Genomic DNA, 22,934 nt, shown 5'->3' on the forward strand with positions numbered 1-22,934 from the left:
TCCCTCACAATAGGGGAATGGAAACGAAAAGTGGCGAGGATGCAGCAACGGCCAACAGCCCATTATGTAGCCCTTGGGGCGAAAACCTGGACGACACCCCCTTACCTGAACATCCAGATCCGATGCATGAACGGAGCCAATGGTGCAGCCTCAACGGCTGGTGGGATTATGCTATCCGTCCCATCGACGAGTCCCACGCAGCAGATGAGCCGTGGGATGGCCAGATCCGCGTCCCATTCGCCGTTGAATGGGCTGCCTCCGGTGTTGAACGCCCATTCACCCCACGCGATGTCCTCCACTACCATCGTCGCGTTGACATCCCGTCTCATTGGCGTGGGATGCGCCTGCGCATCAATTTTGGTGCCGTCGACCATGACTGCACCGTCTACGTGAATGGCCGTAGCCTGGGCAGTCACAGCGGCGGTTATCTTCCCTTTTCAGTGACGATTGACAACACGGATTGTGACAGTTTTGAACTGCGTGTCACCGTTACGGATCCAACGGATAGTGCCAGTATTCAACGTGGCAAACAAGCACTGACGCCCACGACGATTTGGTATACCGCTACCTCAGGTATTTGGCAGAGCGTGTGGATGGAACCGCTGCCATGCGAGGCCGCCGACACAATCGCTGATATTGATCTGCGTGCAGACAGTACACTCTCGGGGTTTTATGTACGTGTACGTACCGAGGCTGATCTTACTCAGGATTCGACCACACCCATTGACCTCGCTTTCTCTTTACCTGACGCAGCGCGTGTGCGCACTCAGATCCCCTCTGGCAGGTGGTGTCATGTACGTCTGCCTGACGCGCAGCCCTGGAGTCCCGAGGCGCCGCATCTTTACGAGGTTCATGTGGCGACACATTCAGATCGTGTGCGCACGTGGGCTGCGCTGCGTAGCGTGGGCCTGGCCGAGCCACGCCGCGGATTCCCTTTCCGTGTGCAGACACGCGGCCAACACGATACTCGAGTCAGTCCGATCGTCATCAACGGCGTGCCCACATTCCTCAATGCTCCCCTTCACCAGGGGTATTGGCCTGAATCAGGTTTAACGGCGCCCAGCGAAGAAGCACTCCTTCACGATTTGACTGCTATTAAAACCATGGGTTTTAACGGTGTGCGCGTCCACATTAAGGTCGAGTCTCGTCGTTTCTACTATCACTGTGATCGTCTGGGGCTACTTGTCGTACAGGACATGGTGTCCGGTGGACGTGCGGTGCTTGGAATTACTGCCTCAGGTGTCGCACAGGCTTTGGACTATACGCTCCCCGACCGTTCGCACCTCTTTTTTGATTGGTCTGGACGAGGCGAGCGTGCCAATCGCGCGGCATTTGCTCACGAGCTTGCCCAGATGATCCGTTATTTGCGGTGCCATCCGAGCATCATCATGTGGGTACCTTTTAACGAAGGGTGGGGACAATTCAACGCGACACGTGCCGAAAAGGCAGTGCGACGCCTCGACCCTACACGCCTAGTAGATGCCGTATCCGGGTGGTTTGATCAAGGCGGAGGTGATTTCCGTAGCCGCCACCGCTACGTATTACGCCTCATCAAACCTCCTGCCTTTGATCCGCGACCGTTCTATCTTTCTGAATTCGGCGGACTTAACCTGGCAGTTGACGGGCACACGTGGCACGATCCCATTCCTTTTGGATACCGTTTTATGTCCGATGCTTCAGCACTTGCTGCCGAACTTGCGGCACTTTACCGCGAACAACTTATTCCATTGGTTGCTCATGGACTTGTGGCAGCGACCTATACCCAGGTCAGTGATGTCGAGCGTGAGAACAACGGGTTGATGACCTATGACCGGAAAGTCATGAAGGTTGATCCTGCTTTTATGGCGCTGTTGAATGGGGAACTTTACGCTGAATTCGCACGGCATATGGAACAGCGTGCTGCACAGTCAACAACAGGTTATCGGGGCGGCCGCTGCGCCCAATCGTAGCCGCGCAGTTGGTATTGGACTGACAAATAAATACCCCGCACAGCTTTGGGGCCGTGCGGGGTATCGAATGCTGGTTTAGAACGCCCATTTCAGCAGCAGCGCATAGCCAATGATACTGACTGCCCACACTAGGAGCGTGGCCAGGGTGATGCGATTGAGGTTACGTTCGGCCACGCCAGATGAACCTGCTGTAGAGGAAATACCGCCGCCGAACATATCCGACAGGCCACCTCCACGACCTTTGTGCATAAGGACGGTGAGCATAAGGAGCAGGCTGGTCAACACAATGAGCACCAGCAGGGTGATCTTGAGGATGGTCACAGTAGATTCCATTCAGGTAACGAACGTTACGTAGCCTCCACAGTATATCTGTGGACGGTCAAGGGGGCCAACCGGCACACCGGTTGGCCCCCTTGACATAAGCATGCTTAGGCGTAGTAGTTCGCCATCGCAGCGAAAGACTCGGCCTTGAGCGATGCACCACCAATGAGGGCACCGTCAATATCGTCTTGGGCCATGAGTTCCTTGATATTGCCAGGGTTGGCTGAACCACCGTAGAGGATACGGGTTGCCTCAGCTGTGTCAGCGCCGAAGTCCTGGGCGAGCGCTGCGCGAATAGCGCCGCACACTTCCTGAGCGTCGTCAGCAGTTGCTGTTTCACCTGTGCCGATCGCCCAAATCGGTTCGTAGGCAATAACGATCTTGGCGACGTCCTCGCCCAACCAGCCTTCCAGTGCCGCACGAATCTGGCCTAGCACGAAGTCAACGTGTGTGCCAGCCTTGCGAATCTCAAGTGCTTCACCGCAGCACAGGATTGGCGTCATACCTGCATCCAGAACTTTGCGTGCCTTGGCGCCAACAAGCTGATCGGATTCACCGTGGTATTCGCGCCGCTCGGAGTGGCCCATCACCACGTAGGTGCAGCCAAGTTTAGTGAGCATCGCGGTGGAGATTTCGCCGGTGTAGGCGCCGTTGTCGTGGATGGACACGTCTTGGGCACCGTATTTAATGCCAAGTTCGTCAGCATCAACGATGGTTTGAACCGTGCGGATATCTGTGAAGGGTGGAATCACCAGAACTTCACACTGAGCGTAGTCATGGTTATTATCGCGCAGGTGCATGGCGAGGCCTTGAACAAGATGATTTGCCTCGAGGTGATCGAGGTTCATCTTCCAGTTGCCTGCCATCAGCGGTGTACGTGCCATGTTTCAGTCCTCCAGAACTGCGATACCGGGCAGGACCTTACCTTCGAGGAGTTCGAGGGAGGCACCACCACCAGTGGAAATATGGGAGAAAGTTGCTTCATCGAAGCCCAGTAGGCGCACCGCAGCAGCTGAGTCACCGCCGCCGATCACGGAGAACATATCGCCAGCGGACAGTGCTTGGGCAACGGCTCGGGTACCTGCAGAGAAGGCTTCGAATTCGAAGACACCCATGGGACCGTTCCATGCCACGGTACGTGCAGACGCAATTTTTTCTGCGAAAAGCTTTTGCGACTCAGGTCCGATATCAAGACCCATCTGGTCGGCAGGAATTGCGTCCGCTGCAACGACAGATGCTGGGCTGTCGGGCGCAAATTCGGGTGCGACGACCACATCAACGGGCAGCACCAGATCGACGCCACGGTCGGCGGCCTCGGCAATATATCCCTTAACGGTTTCGATCTGGTCTTCTTCGAGGAGTGACTTACCAACGGCATAGCCTTTGGCGGCCAGGAAGGTGTAGGCCATCCCACCGCCGATGAACAGCATATCGGCCTTGGTCAGCAGGTTGGCGATGACACCAAGCTTGTCGGAGACCTTGGAGCCGCCGAGGACCACACCGTAGGGGCGCTCGGGGTTTTCAGTGGCACGACGCAGGGACTCGATTTCTTTGAGGACCAGTAGACCTGCAGCAGCGGGGACCAGCTGGGCGATGTCGTAGACGGAAGCCTGCTTGCGGTGCACAACACCGAAGCCGTCGGAAACAAAGGCGTCACCAAGTTGAGCAAATTCTGCCGCCAATGCTTGACGTTCTTCATCGACCTTTGAGGTTTCGCGTGCATCAAAACGGACGTTTTCCAGCAGTGCGATTTCACCCTCGCCAAGGGCTGCAACGACAGCTTTGGCGGATTCACCGGTGACGTCCGCGGCCAGAGTCACGGGGGCGTCAATAAGTTCACCAAGGCGCGCAGCGACGGGAGCCAGCGAGTAGGCGGGGTTGACCTCGCCTTTAGGGCGGCCCAGGTGTGCCATCACAACGACTTTGGCGCCAGCATCGACGAGGCGGTTGAGCGTCGGCAGTGCAGCGCGGATACGACCGTCATCAGTGATGACGCCATCTTTGAGCGGAACATTGAAGTCAGAGCGGACGAGAACGCGCTTTCCACGCAGATCGCCCAGAGTTTCGATGGTTTTCATCTTGGCCTTCCAATGGCTGGTGTATAAGAAACTATGCCCGCTGACACCACAACGACGTGCAGGCAGGGGTGCGCGAAAGGCGCCCGCGCACGCACCAGGGGCGTACGCGGGCGCATTTCAAGCCTCACGCAAGTGAGAGATCAGAGACGCTCGCCGATGTACGCGGTGAGCTCAACGAGGCGGTTGGAGTAGCCCCACTCGTTGTCGTACCAGGACAGTACCTTGACGAGATCGCCGATAACCTTGGTTTCGTTGGCATCGAAGACCGAGGAGTGCGGATCGCCGACAATGTCGGTGGAAACGATTGGATCTTCAGTGTAGGCAAGGATGCCCTTGAGTTCGCCTTCAGCAGCCTTCTTCACAGCGGCCTTGACGGCATCCACAGAAACTTCACGTTCTGCTTGGAAGGTGAGGTCAGTGAGGGAGCCCGTCGGGGTGGGAACGCGGACCGCGAGGCCATCGAATTTGCCCTTGAGTTCGGGCAGAACGAGGGCAACAGCCTGAGCGGCGCCGGTCTTGGTCGGGATCATGTTGAGGGCGGCTGCACGGGCGCGGCGCAGGTCGCCGTGAGGTGCATCCAGGACGCGCTGATCACCGGTGTAGGAGTGGATGGTGGTCATGATGCCACGGACAATGCCAAATTCTTCGTGCAGAACCTTCGCCAGCGGTGCGAGGCAGTTGGTGGTGCAGGAAGCATTGGACACGATATGCATGGTGTCGTTGTTATAGTCGCCTTCGTTCACGCCCATAACGAAGGTGCCGTCAACGTTCTTAGCGGGCGCTGAGATAACAACCTTCTTGGCGCCACCGTCGATGTGTGCCTTAGCCTTTTCGCCGTCGGTGAAGAAACCGGTGGATTCAACGACAACGTCAACGCCGAGTTCGCCCCAGGGCAGATCGGCAGGGTTGCGCTGTGCAAGAACCTTGATGGCCTTGCCGTTGACGATGATGGATTCGTCATCGTAGGAAACCTCACCAGTGAAGCGACCCAGGATGGAGTCGTACTTGAGGAGGTGGGCGAGTGTCTTGGTGTCGGTGAGGTCGTTCACGGCAACGATCTCAATGTCCGCGCCCTGTTCAAGAGCTGCGCGGAAGAAGTTGCGGCCGATGCGGCCAAAGCCGTTGATGCCAACGCGGGTGGTCACTATTGTCCTCCTACTAGTACCCACGAAAGGGGCACATAGGTCATGCAACCGAAGTCCACGGGTGTGGACTCGGCCCGCAGATGTTCTGCGGTGTCCTGCACCTCAAATCTACACCGAAATGTGATCTTCGTGCAGGTGTCGAACGTCCTTGACAAATGGTGGTGCATGTCTCCAACGTTCGAAGTCTTAGTCGTCTTCAAGCATTTCCAAGGTAAGGGCTGCCTCGGTGTCAGGTATGCCGCGCTCGTGCGCCACTTTGTCGGCCATCGCCAGTAGGCGCCGGATGCGACCAGCGACCGCGTCTTTGGTCAGCGGCGGGTCGGTTCTCTTACCAAGTTCTTCTAGGGATGCCTGCTTATATTCCAAGCGAAGACGTCCTGCCTCAAGTAAATGAGGCGGAACAGCATCACCAAGGATTTCAAATGCTCGTTCGACACGCGCACCGGCCGCTACAGCAGCACGAGCGGAGCGCCGAAGATTCGCGTCATCAAAATTCGCTAACCGATTCGCACTGCCCCGTGCTTCCCGTCGTTGACGTCGTTCCTGCCACACGTCGAAGGTATCTTTCGCTCCCATCGCCGCGATCAGGGTGCCAATAGCTTCGGCATCACGAACGGACACACGGTCGCTCCCTCGTACCTCTTTTGACCGAGCGGTGGCGCCGAGTTTACGGGCGCAGCCAATCATTGCCAGCGCAACTTCTGGTCCGGGGCATGTAATTTCCATCGATGAGGAACGTCCCGGCTCCATCAAGGAGCCGCGAGCAAGAAATGCACCGCGCCACACGGCTGCCGCAACCTCATGATTGCCTGCCACCAGCACCGTAGGTAGTCCGCGCACAGGCCGTCCCGCTGTATCAACGAGGCCGGTGCGTCGAGCCAGTTCATCTGCCTGTTTGACGACCCTCACGACATAGCGTTTGCCGCGCCGCAGGGAACTGCCGGAGACAACGACTACCTGTGACTCAGCATCGTAAAGGAGTTTCAGAAGGGCCCGTAGGCGCCGCGCAGCGCTGGAGGAGTCAAGCTCCGCCTCGATCAAGATCCTGCCGCCTACAAGATGTAGGCCGCCCGCAAAACGCAAGGTCGCTGCAACCTCGGCGGCCATCACTTTCTGTTGAGTAACGACTGCGCGCGCCAATTCGCTCTTCATGTCACTTGTCAGCGACATCTGATGCCCCTCCTTTCACAGTCACGAGGGTTTAGTCTACGACGTTACGTTGCCTTCGGTCACGCCAACCATGGTTCAGCACGCCCCACCTCGCCAAGGAAGCCATCGAAGGCATCACGTAATGCGGCGGCGAGACGAAGCGGATCATGGTGTGGTTGTCCATCGCCGGTGCGCACCTGCCGCAGGAGTAGGCGTGCACCCAACTCTTCGGCAGCGCCGATCAGCTCATCGACATCGTCAATGGCCGTAGGGTCTGCAATGACGACATCTAATTTGAAGTCGGGTGCAGCATCGGAGAGTACACGCACGTGATCGGCGGTTGTCATGCGGTCGGTTTCCCCACGCTGACGAGCGAGGTTGAGAACCAGCGCACGATGCGCATCGGTGGTCACTAAAGCACGATGCAGCTCAGGTACCAGCAGATGCGGAAGAACAGATGTGTACCAGGAGCCAGGTCCAAGCACCACCCAGTCGGCTTCACTGATTGCTGTGACCACCGCCTTGGGCACGGGTGGTTGGGCTGGGATTAGGCGGACCTGTTCCACCGAACCAGGCGCCACTGCAACCTGGGATTGACCTTCGACTGTGTACCTGCGGTCGCCGTCAATCATATCTGCCTCAATATGCAAGGGAACCGAGGCCATGGGCAGGACGCGGCCCGAGGCGCCAAGAAGGCGACCGACCAGGTCGAGCGCCTCGATAGGGTCGTCCATCATCTGCCACATGCCAGCGATCAAGAGGTTACCAAGTGCGTGTCCATTGAGGTCGCCGCGGGTACTCAAGCGCGTTTGCATAATGTCGCGCCACGTGAGTCCCCATTCGGTTTCTTCACACAGGCTTGCCAACGCCATTCGAAGGTCACCGGGAGGCAGGACATCCATTTCTTTGCGTAAACGCCCTGAAGACCCCCCGTCGTCAGCTACAGTGACTACGGCGGTGAGTCGACGGGTGACATGCCGTAGTGCACGCAGCGTTGCCGATAGTCCGTGTCCCCCACCGAGGGCAACTACCGATGAGCCGTTGTCGCCGCGTTGCACCCAACCAGCGGCATCAAGGTACACCATTTATTCCCTCCCCAAATCACGGTGAACCACGCGGACTGAGAACCCATTGTCTCGCAAACAAGTGGCAACATATTCTGACACTGCGACAGAACGATGCTTCCCTCCGGTGCATCCAATCGCAATGGTGGCGAAGGCTTTCAGTTCAGTAAGGTAGCCATTCAACATTGGCGACAGTAGATCAGCGTAGCCGCGCGCAAAGGCACGTGCCCCAGGTTGATCCAGCACATAGTCAGCCACCGCCTGGTCACGGCCCGTGAGGTGCCGCAACTCGTCCACCCAGTACGGATTCTTCAAGAAACGCACATCCACAACATGGTCTGCGTCAAGCGGAATACCCCGCTTAAAGCCGAAAGATTCAACAGTGATATGCAAAGGCCGCTCCCCTTCGGCCGCTATCACGTCACGGATATGTCGCGTCAAGTCATGGACATTCATCGACGTAGTGTCAATGACTTCGTCTGCGATACGCCGAAGAGGGGCAAGCATCCGGGCTTCGGCTGCTATCCCATCGATAAGTGTCCCCTGTCCCTGCATGGGGTGGGGGCGGCGGCTCGTTTCGTAGCGCTTAACCAGGGTGGCGGTATCTGCCTCGAAGAACAGCAAACGATGCGGCACACCCATATCAGTGAGCTTTTCCAAAACCTGAACGAGGTCGGTAAAGAATGCACGTGACCTCACGTCGATCACCACTGCGAGACGGTGGACACCGTCGCCAGTAGGTGCCATCATGCCCACCAATGCGGGAAGCATTTGTGGCGGAAGGTTGTCAATGACATACCAGTCAAGGTCTTCGAGTGCACGCGCAGCACCCGTTCGACCAGCCCCGGAGTAGCCGGTGATGACGAGCACCTCGTTGGCAGACTGATCGTGAAGCGGCGTGGCCGCATCACGCAGCGGTATGCCTTCTGGGAATGTCAATGGGGCTTCGTCATCTACATAGGTCATATCGGTCATCCTTGATCGGTTGGCGCAGACACTATCGAAACATTATGTGCACACCGCCACGCAAGTTCACGTGCCTGGTCGCAGGTATCACCGCCAGCGAGAACAACCCCCAGTCTACGCCCGCCTCGACTCACTGGCTTACCGAATATCCGCACCTGTGCGCCCGCTGCCATCGCCTCGGCAATACCGCGATAACGAGCCTGCGGCATCGCCTCGGTGGACTTAATAACCGCTGAAGCGCCGCTACGCACCATACGCGTGTCAACCGGCAACCCCAGGATTGCGTGCGCGTGCAGATCAAATTCGGAGTACTGCTGCGTCACCATAGTGACCATGCCTGTGTCATGCGGCCGCGGAGACAGTTCCGAGAAATAGACCTGGTCACCACGGATGAAGAATTCAACACCAAATAAGCCTAGGCATGGCGACGCACCCGCCTGCGCTAGGGCTGTGGTCACTTCCTTCGCCATTGCCTCACAGGCGGTGAGTGCGGCAGCAGAAATGGCTGCGGGCTGCCATGATTCGACATAGTCGCCGTCACTTTGCCGATGTCCAATCGGGGCGCAGAAAGAGGTACGCACCTGGCATGTTTCAGCGTCCCACCATCGCAGCGTCAGTAGGGTGATCTCGGCGTCGAAGACAATTTCTTCTTCAACGATGACGCGTCCCGTATGTGCTCGGGCTTCTGTAATGGCGTAGTCCCACGCTGCCTGGGCTTGCGAAATATCGGTGATACGTGACTGGCCGTGCCCCGAAGACGACATTGTGGGTTTGATATAAGCGGGCAGGCCTGTCACTTCAAGTGCTTCACGCAGCTCGTCGGCACTGGAGGCGAAACGGAAGGCTGAGGTTTTCACGCCCGGCAGTTGCGCAGCAATAGCGCGAATACGTTGCCGGTCCATCGTTGCCATCACGCTATGAGCATTAGGGACCACGCGGCAGGCACCGCGCTGCTCAAGTTGAAGGAGGACTTCAGTGGCAATGGCTTCGACTTCGGGGACGACAAGATCTACCTCGTAGGTATCAACCACCGCCGCCAAGGCATCGGCGTCAGCCATATCGATAACAACGGCTTCATCGGCCACCTGCATTGCGGGAGCATGAGGGTAACTGTCAACAGCAATAATGTGACACCCTAAGCGTTGCAATGAAATAGTGAGCTCTTTGCCGAGCTCACCGGAACCCAGCAGCAGGATTCGCGCCGGAAGATCCAACGGCAGTGTCATAATGCTCCTCACGTTGACGATGACTCCATTGTGCCTTGTCTGAGTCCGTCGACGATAGTCTGCGCCAGTCGCGGACCGATGCCGACGACCTTCGCAATCTCGTCAACGTCTGCTTCCCGGAGGCGTTTCACTGATCCGAAGGCTTTGAGTAATGCTGCCTGTCGGGCAGCACCAAGGCCCGCAATATCGTCAAGGATGGACCGCGTCTGCGCTTTGCTCCGTTTTTTTCGATGTGCGCTAATGGCGAAACGATGCGATTCATCGCGCAGATGCTGCAAAAGGTAAAGACCCGGCGACGTGCGCGGCAAAATCACAGGGTACGCCTGCCCAGGCAGCCACAGTTCTTCTAACCGTTTAGCCAAGCCCACAACAGGCAGGGTGATTCCCACCTGCTCCAGTGCCGCACAGGCTGAGGCAACTTGGGGTGGCCCGCCGTCAACAAGCACCAGATCAGGTTTATAGGAGAAACGACGTGCTTTGCCACTTGATGGGTCTATAGGGCCGCTTTCCAGAGCAACCCCGTCGTCGTCAATGCCGTCTTCGCCTCTTATTTCTGCAGCGAGCCGACTAAAGCGTCGGATGAGGACTTCCTGCATGGCCGCGGTATCATCAGCGTTTTGGGAGGCGTCGCCTCGGATAATGAAACTCCTATAGGCGTCTTTTCGTGGAATACCGTCTTCAAAGACCACCATGGAGGCCACGCGATGGGTACCTGCGGTATGGGATACGTCGAAGCACTCAATCCGTAACGGCGCATGGTCCAACCCCAACTCCGTGCACAGTACTTCCAATGCCCGGGAGCGTTCCGTCAGATCTCCAGCACGTTTGGTTTTATGTAGTGCCAAGGCTTGGCGAGCATTGGTCATCACGGTTTCCATAAGCGCTGCTTTAGGTCCGCGTTCGGGTACGCGCAGCATCACTTTTGCGCCGCGACGCTGAGTCAGCCACTGTACGACAGTCGCGGAGTCTTCCGGCAGTACGGACACCAGCACTTCACGAGGCAGTGCGCGCGTTGGCGTGTGTTCGACGTCGTCAATGGAGGTACGTGCACTCTTTTCTGGACTGCGGCGCAGTTGCATTACGGGCAGTTCGCCGTACACCTGCTCAAGCAGGCGCGCCATCAGTTGTTCCTCGCTGGCATCGTCAATGCGCGATATTACCCACGAGCGCGTACCGCGTACTCGACCACCACGCACGTGGAACACGTGCACCGCCGCATCAAGGTCATCTACTGCAAGCGCGAAGATATCAGCGTCAGTACCGTCGTCAAGGACCATGGTATTGCGTTCAAGTACCGTCTTTAGCGCAGCGATATCGTCGCGGTAGGCGCCAGCTTGTTCGAATTCCAGGTTGGCCGAAGCATGCCGCATTTTTTCTTCGAGGTCACGGATTACTGGGCCCGTTCGCCCATCCATAAATCGGCACAGGTCAACAGCAAGACTCCGATGATCGTCTTCGCTGATGCGTCCCACGCAGGGGGCCGAACATTTTCCAATATCAGCAAGCAGGCATGGGCGCCCCTGTGCTTTGGCTCGAGAAAACACTCCTGGTGAGCAAGTGCGTACCGGATAGACGCGTAACAGCAGGTCGATGCTTTCTCTGATAGCCCACACCTGCGTATAGGGACCGAAATAGCGTTCGCCTTTTTTCTTTGCTTCGCGAGTAACTTTCACGCGGGGAAAGCGTTCGTTCAATGACACCGACAGGTAAGGGTAGGATTTGTCGTCTTTGTAGATGACATTAAAACGCGGAGCGAATTCTTTGATCCACGTAAATTCCAATGTGAGGGCTTCAACTTCGGAAGCGACAACGGTCCATTGAACCGACGATGCGGTCGTCACCATTTGCTGGGTGCGGGGGTGGAGCGCCGAAAGGTCCTGGAAGTAGTTGACGAGCCGTGCACGCAGGTTTTTTGCTTTCCCGACGTAGATGACGCGCCCTTGGTCGTCACGAAAACGATAGACACCAGGATTGGTGGGAATATCGCTCGTTCGGGGACGATAGGTTGACGGGTCTGCCACTGTCACAGCCTATCAGCCGCTTTCCGAGGCGCAGTGCGAGGTCCCACTTGCGCCGACCGATATTCGGACGCGTCGTAGTGGGTTTCTCCACGAGAGGCGTAAACTTGGTTTGTCAATTAATTACCTTGCTTTGACCAAGGATTGTTGAGAGCATCGCGCTATCGACACCGCCTCTGGAAGGATCACCAATGTTCAGTAGCACTACTGAAGTCACCGATTTTATTGAGCGCGAAAAGATCGAGTTTATCGATGTGCGTTTCTGTGATCTTCCCGGTGTTCAACAGCATTTCACAATACCTGCCGCACAATTTAATTCTTCGGTACTCAACGAAGGCTTAATGTTTGACGGCTCGTCAATTCGGGGCTTTACTGCAATTCACGAGTCGGATATGAAACTCATTCCCGACATTACCTCGTGTTTTGTCGACCCTTTCCGTGCTGCCAAAACGCTCGTCGTTACTTTTTCCATCGTTGACCCCTTCACTGATGAACCATTTTCGCGAGATCCACGTCAGGTGGCAGCTAAAGCAGAAGCCTATCTACGCTCCACCGGTATTGCTGACACGTGTTTTATTGGTGCTGAAGCAGAGTTTTATCTTTTCGATGACATTCGTTACAGCATCACGCCTCACGAAACCTTCTACGCACTCGATTCAAAGGAAGGCTATTGGAACACGGGCCGCGAGGAAGTAGGCGGCAACTTGGGCTACAAGACACGCATTAAAGGCGGGTACTTCCCTGTGACGCCCACCGATCAATTTGCTGACCTTCGCGATGTCATGAGCCGCCGGATGGCTGAGGTCGGTCTAGAGGTTGAACGCGCTCATCATGAATGCGGCTCAGGCGGTCAACAGGAAATCAACTACCGTTTCGCCTCACTGCAAAAAGCCGCCGACGACATGATGAAATTCAAGTACGTCATTAAGAATACGGCCATTGAATTTGGCCATACCGCAACCTTTATGCCCAAGCCGCTTGTTGGTGACAACGGATCGGGGATGCACACACATATGTCGCTGTGGAAAGACGGCGCTCCCCTGTTCTACGACGAACGTGGCTATGGATCGTTGTCAGATACGGCGCGGTGGTTTATTGGTGGCCTCCTTGACCATGCGCCAGCACTCCTCGCATTTACGAACCCGTCAATTAACTCATTCAGGCGTTTGGTTCCAGGCTTTGAAGCACCGATTAACCTCGTATATTCGGCACGAAACCGGTCGGCATGTATTCGCATTCCCGTCACCGGCACGTCACCGAAAGCCAAGCGCGTCGAATATCGGGTACCTGACCCGTCAGCTAATCCTTATCTTGCGTTCTCCGCATGCTTGATGGCCGGTATTGACGGTATTCGCCGCCGCATTGAACCTGCCGCTCCGATCGATAAGGACCTGTACGAGCTGCCACCAACGGAATATCACGACATCGCGAAACTGCCGACCAGCCTCGAAGGAGCACTTGTTGCACTGCGGAACGACTACGAGTTCCTCACCGAAGGTGACGTCTTCACCCAAGACCTCATCGACACCTGGCTGACCTACAAAGAAAACAATGAGGTCGCACCGATGCGGATCCACCCGCATCCCCTTGAGTACCAGATGTACTTCGATCTGTGACACCGTTGGTCCCGTGACGCTGGCGCCACGGGACCACTCTCATCAACGCCACCTTCAGCGAATGGGGACGATGCCAAGGTTTGTGCGGAGCAACCTCATGGTGTGGGATTCACGCTAAAGTTACCCAAGGGCAACGTTGAGCACACAGATGAGCCCAACGTCCCGATAGAATCACTTTCGTACATCGTGACGGCGAGCAGGAGGCTTCTATGAAGCGGCATCGGGACGGTTCGTGGTCTGAAAAGGCCCGTTTCACCCTCAAGGCATCTGACACCATTCCCATGTTGCTTGCCGAACGTGCACGTAAACGACCACACGAAGTTGCCGTTGAAGAACGCAATGCAGTGGGCGCCACCCAGTTGCTATCTGCCTCACATATTCAACGGGAGGTCACGAACCTTGCGAAGGGCCTGATCGCTGAGGGTATCCAGGAGGGCCAAGCCGTTGCCGTCCTATCGGCAACCTCCTACGAATGGATGCTCCTGGACCTTGCGATTCTCAGCATTGGTGCCATCACGGTCCCCATTTATGAGTCCGATTCAGCCGTTCAAATCGGCCATATTTTGAAAGACGCGCAGGTAGTGCGCGTTTTCACTGCAACGGTTCAGCAAGCCGACCTTGTGGCCTCAGTAGCCAGCCCCACTGTGCGTGCCATTGATTCGATTGATACCGGCGCACTACGGACCCTTGAGTCCAACGGACTCACCGTTGATGACGCGACCTTTACGCGTCGTCGCCGCGCACTCCATGTCGACGATATCGCCACTATCATTTACACCTCCGGGACAACAGGTTTACCTAAAGGCGTGACGCTGACGCACCGCAATTTCGTTGGTGCAATACGTTCGGTCCAGCAGGTCCTGCCCGAAATCGTCGATGCCGCTGACACGCGCCTGCTGCTCTTCCTTCCCCTTGCGCACGTCTTTGCTCGCTTCGCCATGCACCTCGTGATTGGCGGGCACGGCACCATTGCTTTCTCCCCTGACGTTAAGCGTCTGCTGCCAGATATTGAAGCATTCCAACCTTCGGTTCTCATGGCCGTGCCACGCGTATTAGAGAAGGTCTATAACGCCGCTGCCGCCAAGGCAGGTGGCGGCATTAAAGGCAAGATCTTCTCGTGGTCAGCCAAACAGGCGCGTGAACATACCGTCAAATCAGAGACCCGCCTGGGCCCCTCGCCCACGCTGCGTTTGCGGCACCGCATTGCCGACAAACTTGTCCTGCATAAAATTCGCGATGTCCTTGGCCCCAATATGAAGTACGTGATTTCTGGTGGTGCACCGCTGGCCACCGACCTTGCCTACTTCTTCCAAGGCACAGGACTGACCGTGATCCAAGGCTACGGATTATCAGAAACAACCGGCCCCATTATTGCTCAACGAACAAAAGCTAATCCTGTTGGCACCGTCGGCCTCGTCTTGCCCGGCAACAGTGTGAAAATTGCCAGCGATGGGGAGATTCTGCTCAAAGGCCTTTGCGTTGGCCCTGGGTATTACAACCTTCCTGAGGCCACTGCCGCCGCATTCAAAGACGGCTGGTTCCATTCAGGGGATCTTGGCAGTATTGACCGTCACGGTCAGGTTCGTATCACGGGCCGTAAGAAAGAACTTATCGTTACTGCTGGCGGGAAGAACGTCTCCCCCGAGGTGTTGGAAGACCAGCTTGCAACACACCCGCTCATTTCAACCATCGTTGTCGTGGGTGAGGCTCGCCCCTACATCGGCGCACTCATCACCTTAGATCAGGACATGCTGCCCGCATGGCTTACTAACCATGGCCTCGACCCGAAGGAGGCAAGTCGAGGTGCTGAGCTCCCTGAGGTGCGTGCCTCTCTTGACCGCGCTATTGCACGGGCGAATAAGGCCGTATCGCGCGCGGAATCTATCCGACGCTATCGCATTGTTGACACGACTTTCACCGTAGAAAACGGTTATCTAACGCCCTCACTGAAGCTGCGCCGATCTAAAGTGTTAACAGATTTCGCTCACGAGGTTGATGCGCTATACGCTCAAAGCGATCAGGACCAGTAGTCCACCTACTACGGCGTCGCCCATCTATGGCCCCGTCCTCTACTCCCCTATCACCGCACTGAAAGATCATCACCATGCCGCTGCGCCGCCTCGACGATAACACGTGGGAAAATACTGCCACCCGTGAGGTTGACCCTGACCTTAACTTGCCTAAACTCCTCGCCAAACGCGCGCAGGATCACCCCGGCCAAGTGGCTATCGAGCGACGTACTGATGTTGGCAGTTGGCGTGAAGTCACCATCGACGAATTCGTGCGGCATGTGGAAGATATTGCTCGCGGATTGATTGGTTTGGGTCTCCAGGCAGGTGAGCATCTGGCAATCCTTGCTCCTACGTCCTACGAGTGGGCCCTCATCGATATGGCGGCACTGTCGTGTGGAGCGGTGACTGTACCTATTTACGAAACAGATAGTGCTGCCCAGATCGCGCATATTCTGCAAGACGCTGATGTCACCATGGTGATTACCGCGACCTCCCAGCAGGCAGATCTGGTGCAGTCTGTGCGTACCGAGTCAGTGCGGATGATTATGGCGTGGGACCGTGGAGCGTCACGAGAAATCGCCAGTGCTGCTAAAACTGTGGCACCTATTGAAGTGGAAGAACGTACCGCGCAGGTGCGTTTACACGATGTTGCCACCATTATTTACACGTCGGGCACCACGGGTAACCCTAAAGGCGTAATGCTCACACACGGCAACTTTATTGAAGCCTTCATGCAGGCCTACGACTTTTTGCCGATGCTCGTCAACGATCCGAAGTCACGTTCCCTGCTTTTTCTTCCTGTTGCCCACGTCTTAGCGCGTTTCGTGATGCACGCCTTGCTGACCGGTCAGGGGCGCGTTGCTTTTTCGCCCGATACCAGTAATCTTCTGTCTGATATCGCCACTTTTAAGCCGACAATGCTCCTTGTGGTGCCGCGCGTGTTGGAGAAGGTCTACAACTCAGCGGCGGCGAAAGCTGGTGGCGGCGTGAAAGGTCGCCTATTTGCTTGGGCAGCAAAGCAAGCACGCTCGACCTCACGCGCCACCGCGTATGGCACACCTCAAGAGGTCGAAGCCAGCGACGCTGTTGGCCGTCCATCGGCTGATACATCAGTCATCCGCGATATTTTCCCTTCACCTGGTGCAGGTTTTGGGCTGAAAGTGAAGAAACGCGTGGCAGATTCCTTAGTTCTTCACAAGGTCAACGCCGCTTTGGGTCCCAACCTTCACACGATTATTTCCGGTGGCGCGCCATTGGCCCTAGATTTGGCGCATTTTTACCGTGGTCTTGGTGTGACCCTCCTGCAAGGATATGGTCTGTCAGAAACCACGGGTCCAATCTCGGTGGAAACACCTGAAGATTTCCCGCCGGATAGTGTGGGTTTCCCATGGCCAGGTAATCGCGTGCGCATCGCACCTGATGGAGAAATCCTTTTGCAAGGTGTGTCGGTCACCAAGGGCTATCACAATCTTCCTGAGGCAACCGCTGAAGCTTTTCAGGACGGGTGGTTCTGCAGTGGTGACCTGGGCGCTATCGACGATTCGGGACATTTGCGCATCACTGGCAGGAAGAAGGAATTGATTATTACGGCGGGGGGAAAGAATGTCTCTCCTGAAGTATTGGAAGATTCGCTTCAGACGCATCCATTAATTTCGCATGTGATCGCGGTGGGCGACGGCAAGCCGTATATTGGGGCCCTTATTTCTTTGGATTCTGAGATGTTGGGTCCGTGGCTGGCCAATAAGGGGCTGCCGCCTTTGGATCCTGCCAAGGCTGCGGATTTGCCGCAAGTGCGTGAGTCTTTGGAAAAGGCGATTGCGCGTGCGAACCGGAAAGTGTCGCGCGCGGAGTCAATTCGGCGCTATCGGATTGTCAATGTGGCCTTCACTGTGGAGAATGGGTATCTCACCCCCTCTCTCAAGCTCAAGCGACGCGCCGTTTTGCGCGATTTTGCCCACGAGGTGGAGGCACTTTATGCCTCAGCAAAGGATGCCCAGTGAGTATTGACTCGCGTCCTATCGCCCTCGTGACGGGCGCTACTCGTGGCCTTGGGCTGGCAATTGCACGTGAACTCGGAGCTGATCATCATGTCGTTGTTGGTGGGCGTGACGAAGCGACGGTGCGTCGCGTTGTGGAGTCTTTGCCCGCGGCCTCTGCCTTCGTTGCAAATTTGACTGATCAGGACTCTCTTGAGCGTGCGTTTGCTAATTTTTCCGCAACTCATGATCGTTTGGATGTGCTGGTCCACAATGCCGGTGTCGCTAAGCGCCTGTCGGTAGCCAGTGCCTCGCGTAGCCACTGGCAGTGGATGATGGAGACGAATGTTGTGGCTGTGGCAGAACTGACGCGTATTGCATTGCCGATGCTGCGTGCCAGCCGCGGCATGGTGCTCACCATTAATTCGGGGGCTGGTGTGCGCGCCTACCCTGGTGATGCGCCGTATTGTGCGTCGAAGTGGGCATTGCGTGCCTTCACGGAGTGTTTGCGTGAAGAGGAACGCGGCCGTATCCGTGTCTGTTCCATTCATCCGGGTCGTATCGACACCGATATGCAGCACCAGCTTCATGTGGATGCTGGTGTCACTTATAATCCTGCGGCACATATGCCCGCCGAGGAGGTGGCGCGTACCGTTCGGCTGGCTGTGTCACTACCTGAGGTGATGAATATCGACGAATTGCGGGTACGTACCACAGAGCCGAAAGGCTAGGCACCAGAAAAAGACGAGGCGTCAAATCGTGCTCAGCTTGCCTTTGCCCGAATGCGCCTCCTGCCGCGCCACAACTTAGTGTCGCGCCGCTTCTTTGGCTAATACTTCTTTCAAGTACTCTCCAGTAAATGACCCCTCCATTTGGGCCACAGCCTCGGGTGTACCTTCAGCGACCACCATGCCGCCACCGGAACCACCTTCAGGACCCATATCAATAATCCAGTCAGCACATTTGATGACGTCAAGATTATGTTCAATAACGATCACCGTATTGCCTTTGTCGACCAGCGATTGCAGCACTAACAAAAGCTTGCGGATATCTTCCGAATGGAGACCTGTAGTGGGTTCGTCAAGGACATACACCGTCCGCCCATTAGAACGACGCTGCAGTTCAGAAGCAAGTTTGACGCGTTGCGCCTCGCCGCCAGACAAAGTGGTGGCCGACTGCCCTAGGCGCACATAACCCAGACCAACCTCCACAAGTGTATTGAGGTGTCGTGCGATACGTGCAACTGGCGCAAAAAACTCGGCGGCCTCCAGGATCGACATATTGAGTATATCGGCGACGTTTTTACCCTTGTAGGTCACCTCTAAGGTTTCGCGGTTATAACGCGCCCCGTGGCAGACCTCACATGGCACATAGACATCGGGAAGAAAATTCATTTCAATACGTAAAGTGCCGTCGCCTTTGCAGGACTCACAGCGCCCACCTTTGACGTTAAAGGAGAAACGGCCTGGTCCGTATCCGCGGACTTTCGCTTCTTGGGTTTCTGCGAATAATTTGCGGATTTGATCCCACACACCCGTGTAGGTTGCAGGATTGGAGCGCGGAGTACGTCCAATGGGTGACTGGTCGACGTGCACCACCTTGTCGAGTTCATCGGTGCCAACGACAGCCTTATGGCGACCAGGTACCATGCGTGCCCCATTGAGACGTGAGGCAAGGGAACGATACAAAATGTGATTCACCAACGTCGACTTACCGGACCCCGAAACGCCGGTAACGGCTGTGAACACCGACAGTGGGAAATTCACGGTGACATTGCGTAGGTTGTGTTCGCTCGCCCCTTTTACCGTCAGACGCCGTTTCGGGTCAATGTCACGACGTTGTGCAGGCAGGGCGATGGCACGCCGACCAGAAAGATAATCACCGGTAACGCTGCGATCATTGTGACGCAGGTCTTCGAGGGTTCCCGAATGGACAACCCACCCACCGTGTTCACCTGCGCCTGGACCGATGTCGACGATCCAGTCGGCTGCCTCCATCGTTTCTTCGTCATGCTCAACGACGATGAGTGTATTGCCGAGGTCCCGCAGACGTTCCAGGGTGCGGATCAGACGGCGATTGTCCCGCTGGTGGAGGCCTATCGATGGTTCGTCAAGAACATAAAGAACTCCAACGAGACCAGAACCGATTTGAGTTGCCAGTCGAATGCGCTGCGCCTCTCCTCCAGAGAGGGTGCCTGCGGCCCGTGACAGCGTCAGATAGGACAATCCTACATCTAGGAGGAAATCGAGGCGCGCATAGATTTCAGCAAGGATCGGCTTAGCGATCACCTTCGCGCGCTCTTCCAGTTCCAGCGCATCAAGGTGGGCACGCGCCTCGGCGATGGACAGATCCGAAAGGGCAGCAATGGATAGGCCCGCGACTGTGACGGCCAGTACTTCGGGACGCAGGCGCGCACCGTGGCACGTGGGGCACGGAACTTCTCGCATGTAGGCGTCGAGTTTATCGGTGACCCACTGCGACTCTGTTTCAGAACGTTTGCGTTCAATGTAGGCCACAGCACCTTCAAAACCTGTGGTGTAGCTTCGTTGGCGACCCCAACGGTTGCGGAATTGCACCTTCACTTCGTAGTCGCGTCCAAAGAGGATGGCCTCACGCACTTTTTTTGGTAGCTTGTGCCAGGGGGTCGTGATCTCGAAACCCATGTCTTCGCCCAGGGATTTCAGCAACTGCAAATGGTATTTATTGTTGTGACTCCAAACGGACACTGCCCCTTCAGATAGGCTGAGTTCTTCGTCAGGCACGATGAGGTCAGGGTCAACCTCGGTTCGAATACCTAAGCCAGTGCAGTCGGGACAAGCGCCATAGGGTGCATTAAAAGAGAATGTGCGTGGTTCAATCTCGTCCAGGGTTAATACATGGTCATTAGGACATGCACGTTTTTCTGAGTATCGCCGACGACGTTCAGGATCGGATTCATCGAGGTCAACACAGTCGATAATGACAAGGCCGTCTGCGAGTCGTAATGCGGTTTCCACCGAGTCAGTGAGGCGTTGCCTCATCCCTGGACGCACGACGAGGCGGTCGACGACGACGTCGATATCGTGTTTCAGTTTCTTTTCTAGTTTCGGCGCATTTTCCAGGCGGATACTCTCACCGTCAATGATCGCGCGCGAAAATCCTGATTGGAATAATTCGTCGATAAGATCCTGATATTCGCCTTTACGTCCGCGTACGACCGGCGCCAGTACCTGAAAACGTGTTCCCTCATCCATGGCACGCACGCGGTCGACGATTTGTTGCGCGGATTGTGCCTGGATCCGCGCGCCGCATTCTGGGCAGTGAGCAATACCGGCGCGTGCATATAGTAGACGCAGGTAGTCGTGGATTTCGGTAATTGTACCCACCGTCGAACGGGGATTTTTCGATGTGGATTTCTGGTCGATTGACACAGCAGGTGACAGACCTTCGATAAAGTCCACATCCGGTTTATCCATCTGACCAAGGAATTGGCGTGCATAGGAGGACAAGGATTCTACGTACCGCCGTTGTCCCTCAGCGAAGATGGTGTCGAAGGCAAGGGAGGATTTTCCAGAACCTGATAGCCCGGTGAATACGATCATTGAGTCTCGAGGCAGATCAAGGTCGACGCCTTTGAGGTTATGTTCGCGGGCACCTCTTACGATGAGTTTGTCATGCACCTAGTGATTGTATCGTCCTCAACACAAGAAAGTCGTACATGTGTTCTATAGCACGACGGAAGATATTTTAGGAATAATAGAGTTATGGCCTTATTTGTCGTCGAATACACCTACGACCACACCTTAGATTCCTTACTGGAAACCTTCCGCCCAGCGCATCGACAATTTCTGCGCGAACTCCACGAGCAGGGGATCCTTGTCGCATCAGGATTCCTCAAAGATGGCACATGCAAAGACGCACTGCTGATCATTCGAAGCGAATCCGTACCAGATGTTCACCGCATCCTTGCCGACGACCCTTTTGGCGTGCAGGGATTTGTCAGCGCGACGCGTATACGCGAGTGGGTGCCAACCTTTGGTGACCTTGCGCAAGGTTTTGACACAGAGTTCCAAGCGCCACTGCCGTAGGAAGGTAAGACGCTGACGAGGCGCGACTGTCCTTGGCAATATTGCGCGCCCCGCGGCCCGACAGAGCTGCGCACTTGGCGACCTCGCAGTACCGTGCGCCTCGTCACTAACGGTACTGCGCGCCGGTTAAAACGTGGTCAAGTAGCGTACCCGCCACCATGTGTGGATGCTCAGTAGCGAACATGTGCCTCGCGCCTTCAACAATAAGTAGCTGAGGCGTTTGCAGGTGGCGTGCAGCGATATTATCCGCCAGTCGCTGTGCCGAGTCCCGATCAAAGCCTGGATCCTCGCTTCCGGCGCCAATGAGTACGGGAACAGAAAGCGCACCAATCCATTCGGTTGCATCGGTATTGGCAAGGATTTCACAGCATTGGATATATCCGTGAGGCTCACATGCAGCGTATATCGCCGCGATCCGTTCAACCCAGTGACGCCCTGTCCCCTGCCTGAAACCCGGGGTAAACCAGCGTTCCATAACCGATGCGACAACTGGTTCCAGGCCAGCGGAACGTACCTCGTCGATGCGCTGGTACCACGCTTGAGCTGTGCCCGCACGTGGCCCCGACGCCATAATGGCAACGGAGGCAATGCGATGGCCAAGATGATGGGGAGCGCTCAGCGCTGCCAAACCACCAAAAGACAGACCACCGATGTGGAAGGTGTCGACCCCCACCTCGTCAAGTGCGCAACCCAGACCGTCAAGAAGTGCTGCCATTGTTAATGGACCCTTAGCAACAGGCGAATCGCCATGGCCGGGCAGATCGTAGAGGACCACATTGAGCCACGGTGCCAGCAGCGGAACGATGTCATCCCACATGTGGTGATTGGACCCTAAGGAATGTCCGAGTACAAGCGTGTCTTTGGCTCCATCAATGCCTTGGGGAATGCTCAGTGCGGGTTTCCACGGTGTCGTCATGTCACCCAGTATGCCCGAATAGCGTGCGAGGTGCAGCACATTATGCGCGAAAGCGCTACGGTGACTACATGCCATATTTCGCTGTTGAATATACATACGATGTCGCCGCTGCCACAGCAATGGACGAGGTCCGCCCACGGCACCGAGAGTACCTGTCCTCACTTGCAGACCAAGGTATCAATATCGCTTCAGGTCCGTGGACTGACGAGGCGCCTGGGGCTCTTCTGGTGATGCATGCAGATAACGCTCAGCAGGTAGAGGAACTCCTCGACCTTGACCCGTTTTTCATCGCAGGTTTTATTACCACGCGCAGCATCCGTGCTTGGAACCCTGTGATTGGACAGCTGAAAAACTAGCATCAACGCACTTGTCGCACGCGTGGCGTGCAGCAGCGCGCAGCTCTGCCACTAGGACACACCACCGCGCAGCGC

At 56.2% G+C, this 22,934-nt stretch carries 18 protein-coding genes; 7 read left to right on the top strand and 11 right to left on the bottom strand.

What is annotated here, in order from left to right; translation table 11 throughout:
* Nucleotides 1-17 precede the first annotated feature (17 nt).
* Nucleotides 18-1,949 carry a glycoside hydrolase family 2 protein gene (locus tag G438_RS11690; RefSeq protein WP_084403235.1) on the top strand — a complete coding sequence of 644 codons (1,932 nt, stop codon included), beginning with the start codon at nucleotides 18-20 and terminating at the stop codon, nucleotides 1,947-1,949.
* Nucleotides 1,950-2,024: 75 nt separating this feature from the next.
* On the opposite strand, the gene secG is transcribed toward G438_RS11690, so the two are convergent.
* The 9 genes from secG to uvrC form a co-directional block, all read right to left on the bottom strand.
* Nucleotides 2,025-2,270, bottom strand: a complete 246-nt coding sequence (gene secG / locus G438_RS0109535; RefSeq protein ID WP_026461119.1) for a preprotein translocase subunit SecG — start codon at nucleotides 2,268-2,270, stop codon at nucleotides 2,025-2,027.
* A 107-nt stretch (nucleotides 2,271-2,377) separates the two neighbouring features.
* Nucleotides 2,378-3,154 (bottom strand): triose-phosphate isomerase, encoded by a 777-nt coding sequence (gene tpiA, locus G438_RS0109540; RefSeq protein WP_026461120.1) that lies wholly within the window; start codon nucleotides 3,152-3,154, stop codon nucleotides 2,378-2,380.
* Between the two features lie 3 nt (nucleotides 3,155-3,157).
* Nucleotides 3,158-4,348 (bottom strand): phosphoglycerate kinase, encoded by a 1,191-nt coding sequence (locus G438_RS0109545; protein ID WP_026461121.1) that lies wholly within the window; start codon nucleotides 4,346-4,348, stop codon nucleotides 3,158-3,160.
* Between the two features lie 140 nt (nucleotides 4,349-4,488).
* Nucleotides 4,489-5,493, bottom strand: coding sequence for a type I glyceraldehyde-3-phosphate dehydrogenase (gap, locus tag G438_RS0109550; RefSeq protein ID WP_026461122.1), 1,005 nt, complete (start codon nucleotides 5,491-5,493; stop codon nucleotides 4,489-4,491).
* 186 nt (nucleotides 5,494-5,679) lie between these two features.
* Nucleotides 5,680-6,663 carry a DNA-binding protein WhiA gene (whiA, locus tag G438_RS0109555; protein ID WP_026461123.1) on the bottom strand — a complete coding sequence of 328 codons (984 nt, stop codon included), beginning with the start codon at nucleotides 6,661-6,663 and terminating at the stop codon, nucleotides 5,680-5,682.
* Between the two features lie 59 nt (nucleotides 6,664-6,722).
* Complete coding sequence (locus tag G438_RS0109560) at nucleotides 6,723-7,727, bottom strand: gluconeogenesis factor YvcK family protein (protein WP_026461124.1); 1,005 nt, start codon at nucleotides 7,725-7,727, stop codon at nucleotides 6,723-6,725.
* Nucleotides 7,728-8,672, bottom strand: a complete 945-nt coding sequence (gene rapZ / locus G438_RS0109565) for an RNase adapter RapZ (protein WP_131245881.1) — start codon at nucleotides 8,670-8,672, stop codon at nucleotides 7,728-7,730.
* A 5-nt stretch (nucleotides 8,673-8,677) separates the two neighbouring features.
* Nucleotides 8,678-9,898 carry a formate-dependent phosphoribosylglycinamide formyltransferase gene (purT, locus tag G438_RS0109570; protein ID WP_026461126.1) on the bottom strand — a complete coding sequence of 407 codons (1,221 nt, stop codon included), beginning with the start codon at nucleotides 9,896-9,898 and terminating at the stop codon, nucleotides 8,678-8,680.
* 8 nt (nucleotides 9,899-9,906) lie between these two features.
* Entirely contained in the window at nucleotides 9,907-11,919 is a 2,013-nt protein-coding gene (gene uvrC / locus G438_RS0109575) for an excinuclease ABC subunit UvrC (RefSeq protein WP_026461127.1), read from the bottom strand.
* Between the two features lie 188 nt (nucleotides 11,920-12,107).
* Between uvrC and glnA the strand changes: the two genes are divergently transcribed.
* The 4 genes from glnA to G438_RS0109595 all read left to right on the top strand — a co-directional run bounded on the left by glnA (nucleotide 12,108) and on the right by G438_RS0109595 (nucleotide 18,251).
* Nucleotides 12,108-13,532, top strand: a complete 1,425-nt coding sequence (glnA, locus tag G438_RS0109580; RefSeq protein ID WP_026461128.1) for a type I glutamate--ammonia ligase — start codon at nucleotides 12,108-12,110, stop codon at nucleotides 13,530-13,532.
* A gap of 209 nt (nucleotides 13,533-13,741) precedes the next feature.
* On the top strand, nucleotides 13,742-15,562 hold the full coding sequence (locus G438_RS0109585; protein WP_026461129.1) for an AMP-dependent synthetase/ligase: 1,821 nt from the start codon (nucleotides 13,742-13,744) through the stop codon (nucleotides 15,560-15,562).
* A 74-nt stretch (nucleotides 15,563-15,636) separates the two neighbouring features.
* Nucleotides 15,637-17,544, top strand: coding sequence for an AMP-dependent synthetase/ligase (locus tag G438_RS0109590; protein WP_026461130.1), 1,908 nt, complete (start codon nucleotides 15,637-15,639; stop codon nucleotides 17,542-17,544).
* Nucleotides 17,541-18,251, top strand: coding sequence for an SDR family oxidoreductase (locus G438_RS0109595; protein WP_026461131.1), 711 nt, complete (start codon nucleotides 17,541-17,543; stop codon nucleotides 18,249-18,251). Before G438_RS0109590 ends, G438_RS0109595 begins: the two co-directional genes overlap by 4 nt.
* Before the next feature lie 75 nt (nucleotides 18,252-18,326).
* Here G438_RS0109595 and uvrA read toward each other — a convergent pair whose 3' ends face one another.
* A complete protein-coding gene (gene uvrA / locus G438_RS0109600) occupies nucleotides 18,327-21,179 on the bottom strand; it encodes an excinuclease ABC subunit UvrA (RefSeq protein WP_026461132.1) in 2,853 nt (950 codons plus the stop codon).
* An 84-nt stretch (nucleotides 21,180-21,263) separates the two neighbouring features.
* On the opposite strand from uvrA, the gene G438_RS11695 reads away from it, so the two are divergent.
* Nucleotides 21,264-21,587: a YciI family protein gene (locus G438_RS11695; protein ID WP_051259471.1), complete on the top strand. Its 324-nt coding sequence runs from the start codon at nucleotides 21,264-21,266 to the stop codon at nucleotides 21,585-21,587.
* 106 nt (nucleotides 21,588-21,693) lie between these two features.
* On the opposite strand, the gene G438_RS0109610 is transcribed toward G438_RS11695, so the two are convergent.
* The gene (locus tag G438_RS0109610) at nucleotides 21,694-22,503 is read right to left on the bottom strand and encodes an alpha/beta fold hydrolase (protein WP_165569251.1); all 810 of its coding nucleotides are present in this window, start codon (nucleotides 22,501-22,503) and stop codon (nucleotides 21,694-21,696) included.
* 68 nt (nucleotides 22,504-22,571) lie between these two features.
* On the opposite strand from G438_RS0109610, the gene G438_RS0109615 reads away from it, so the two are divergent.
* A complete protein-coding gene (locus tag G438_RS0109615; protein ID WP_026461134.1) occupies nucleotides 22,572-22,859 on the top strand; it encodes a YciI family protein in 288 nt (95 codons plus the stop codon).
* Nucleotides 22,860-22,934: the final 75 nt, after the last annotated feature.

It is taken from the genome of Schaalia suimastitidis DSM 15538 (genome assembly GCF_000429105.1).
Lineage (GTDB): Bacteria > Actinomycetota > Actinomycetes > Actinomycetales > Actinomycetaceae > Pauljensenia > Pauljensenia suimastitidis.